The 2,976-nt window shown below is 73.0% G+C and carries 4 protein-coding genes; 3 read left to right on the forward strand and 1 reads right to left on the reverse strand.

Annotated features, from left to right (window positions below; translation table 11 throughout):
* Nucleotides 1–173 precede the first annotated feature (173 nt).
* From GJ634_RS14725 to GJ634_RS14735, 3 genes are read left to right on the forward strand one after another with little or no spacing between them, the layout of a single operon-like run.
* Nucleotides 174–449, forward strand: coding sequence for a 4a-hydroxytetrahydrobiopterin dehydratase (locus tag GJ634_RS14725; RefSeq protein ID WP_157503594.1), 276 nt, complete (start codon nt 174–176; stop codon nt 447–449).
* The gene (gene lwrS, locus GJ634_RS14730; RefSeq protein WP_157503595.1) at nt 450–818 is read left to right on the forward strand and encodes an LWR-salt protein; all 369 of its coding nucleotides are present in this window, start codon (nt 450–452) and stop codon (nt 816–818) included.
* 48 nt (nt 819–866) lie between these two features.
* Nucleotides 867–1,517, forward strand: a complete 651-nt coding sequence (locus GJ634_RS14735) for an HAD family hydrolase (protein ID WP_157503596.1) — start codon at nt 867–869, stop codon at nt 1,515–1,517.
* Here GJ634_RS14735 and GJ634_RS14740 read toward each other — a convergent pair.
* On the reverse strand, nt 1,514–2,976 hold a 1,463-nt coding region (locus GJ634_RS14740), incomplete at its 5' end, for a molybdopterin biosynthesis protein (RefSeq protein ID WP_157503597.1). The two genes, GJ634_RS14735 and GJ634_RS14740, sit on opposite strands and share 4 nt — an antisense overlap.

Below are 2,976 nucleotides of genomic sequence, written 5' to 3' on the forward strand. Positions count from 1 at the left end.
GCCCGGTGAGGCCCGCGAGGTCGCCGCGAGGGCGACCGCGCGGACGAGCACGGCGCCGACCGCGGTCGCGACGGTGAGCGACCAGTTCGCGTCCATCGTGCGGGGGGTCGTCGCGCGAGCCCTTCGGCCTGTCGGCGGGTACGGTTATGTGACTGGCGCACGACGGGTCGCCCATGGCAGAACTCCTCTCCGACGAGGAAGTCGAGCGCCGGCTCCCCGAGGGCTGGGAGCGGGACGGCGACGAGATCGTGCGCACGTACGAGTTCGAGGACTACCTCAAGGGCGTCGCGTTCGCCTCCGAGGTCGGCGAGCTCGCCGAAGAGCAGTTCCACCATCCCGAGATCCGCATCCACTACGAGGAGGTCGAGGTGCGGTTCACGAGCCACGAGGCCGGCGGCATCACCACGCAGGACGTGGAACTCGCGGAGCTCTGCGACGAACTCCGGTAGATGGACGCCCGGTACGTCTTCGCGGTGCGGTTCCGCCTCGACCCCGAGTACGGGGTGCGCGTCGACCCGGAGGTCTTCGAGACGCGCATGGAGCGGGCGGCCGCCGACCCCGGCGAGCCCGGCTGGCTGTTCTTCCGCGACAACCTCTGGCGCGGCGAGGTCGGCGACCGCGACCACTTCCGGGGGCTCGCGGCGGACGCCCTCGGCGTCGACGTCGATTCCGTGGCGTACCGCGCGCTCGAGACCGACCGCGAGTACTACGACGCGCTCAAAGCGGAGATCGGCGCGAACCTCGACCTCTTCAAGGCCGACAGCACGCCCGAGGTGCTGAACAAGTACCTCGGTAGCTCGGTGGAAGTTGAGGACTGACGCGCCGGGGCAAAACACTTGGCGGGGAATCACGTACCGTCCGGTCTGATGCAGCCCGCCGACTACGACGTCTGGCTGTTCGACCTCGACGGCACGCTCGTCGACACCGAGTGGTCGTACACGCGGGAGGTGTTCGACCGTGTCGGCGACCGCGTCGGCCACGAGTTCTCGGACTACCAGGCGGAGGTGCTGTGGCACGGCCTCGGCGGCTCGCGGAACGCCCAGCTGCGCGAGTGGGGGTTCGAGCCGTCGGCGTTCTGGGACGCGTTCCACGACGTCGAGGACCCCGAGGCGCGCGCGGAAGCGACGTACCTCTACGACGACGCCGCGCGGGTCGCGGACCTCGACCGGCCCGTGGGCGTGGTCACGCACTGCGCGGAGTTCCTCACCGAGCCCGTGATGGACAGCCTCGACATCGGCGACTGGTTCGACGTGGTGGTCTGCTGCGACGACGACACCGGCTGGAAGCCCGACCCGCGCCCCATCGAACTCGCGCTCGCGGACCTCGACGCCGGCCCGGACCACGACGGCGTCTACGTCGGTGACGCCGAGAGCGACGTCGGCGCCGCCCGAAACGCGGGGCTGGACGGCGTCCACGTCGAGCGCCACGACCCCCACAAGCGCGGGCACTGCGTGCTCGGCGACCACCGCGTCGAGTCCTTCGACGACCTCTTCGTCTCGCCGCGGAGCGCGGACTAGGCCTCGTAGCCCGCGAGGTCAGCGAGCACGTCCTCGAGGTCGTCGAGCGCGCCCGCGAGCTCCTGCACGCCGGGCTTCTCCACGCGCTCCGGGTTCGCGAGCGCGCGCACCGGCTGCTCGCCGACCGGCACGAACTCGAGGCCGAGCCGGTCCGCCGTCGCCCGGAGCGCGAGCCCGGCGTCCGCGTCGCCCTCCAGTACCGCCCGCGCAGGGCTCTCCGTGCCCTTCGTCTCGCGCTCGTAGCCGTCGATTTCCTCCGCGAGCGTCCGACGGTCGCCGTCGCGCTCCTCGGCGAGCGCGGCGAGCGCGTCGTCGAGGGCGTCCCGCAGGCCGCTCGCGCCCGTGCGGTTCGACAGCGTCACGTCCGCGTCCACGAGGTCGGAGATTCCTGAGACGGCCAGCGGGTTGCCGGCGGGGACGACGAGCCCCCACTCGCGCGTCCACGACGCGAGCTCCTCGCCCTCGCCCCTGTTGTCGGTCGTCACCGCGAGGTCCGGCACGCCGTTCCGGAGGCGGCGCGCGCCCTCGCGGGAGCCGAGGCCGAGGAACCGCGGGTTCGAGAGCCGGTCGAGCACGCGGTCGAAGCCGGGGTCGCGCTCGCCGACCGCGAACACCGACGGCGGGCGGACGTCCGGCGAGAACAGCTCGACGTCGACGGTCTCGCCCTCGTCGAGGTACTCCGTGTCCGCGTCGACGGTGACCGTGCCGTCCGCTTCCACGAGGCTCGTCGTCGCCCCCGAGCCCTTGTCGACGGGGTAGACGAGCGTCTCGCCGTCCCCGGACTCCACGAGGCCCGCGGGCATCAGGCGCGTGCGGCCCTCGCCGTAGCGCTCGCGGACCGCCATCCGCCCCTCCACGGTCGCCGAGCGCTGCTCGGGGAGGCCGGCGGCGTCCCGGATTTTGGGCGCGACGAACGCCCGGAAGATGGTGAGCGCGGAGACCGGGTAGCCGGGGAGGCCGACGTACGCCGCGCCGCCCATCTCGCCGAGGAGCATCGGCTTCCCGGGCTTGACGCTGACGCCGTGCAGGAGGAGCTCGCCGCGCTCCTCGACGACCTGGTAGACGACGTCGACCGCGCTCGCGGAGGTCGACCCCGACGAGAGCACGAGGTCGCAGTCGTCGGCGGCGTCCCGCAGCACGCGCTCGAGTTCCTCGTAGTCGTCGCCCGCGTGCGGGTAGAGCACGGGTTCGCCGCCCGCGTCCCGCACCGCGGCCGCGATGGAGTAGCTGTTCACGTCGTAAATCTGGCCCGCGCGGTGGCGCACCTCGCCGCCCGGCCGCACGAGCTCGTCGCCCGTCGACACGATGCCCACCTTCGGCTTCGCGCGGACGGGGACGCTCTCCACGCCGAGCGCCGCGAGCAGCCCGACTTCGCGGGACGTGAGCAGCGTCCCCGGGCCGAGCACGCGGTCGCCCGCCGCGACGTCGGCGCCCGCGACCATCACGCCGTCGCCGGGCG

This window comes from Halobacterium sp. CBA1126, assembly GCF_009741975.1.
Taxonomy (GTDB): domain Archaea; phylum Halobacteriota; class Halobacteria; order Halobacteriales; family Halobacteriaceae; genus Halobacterium.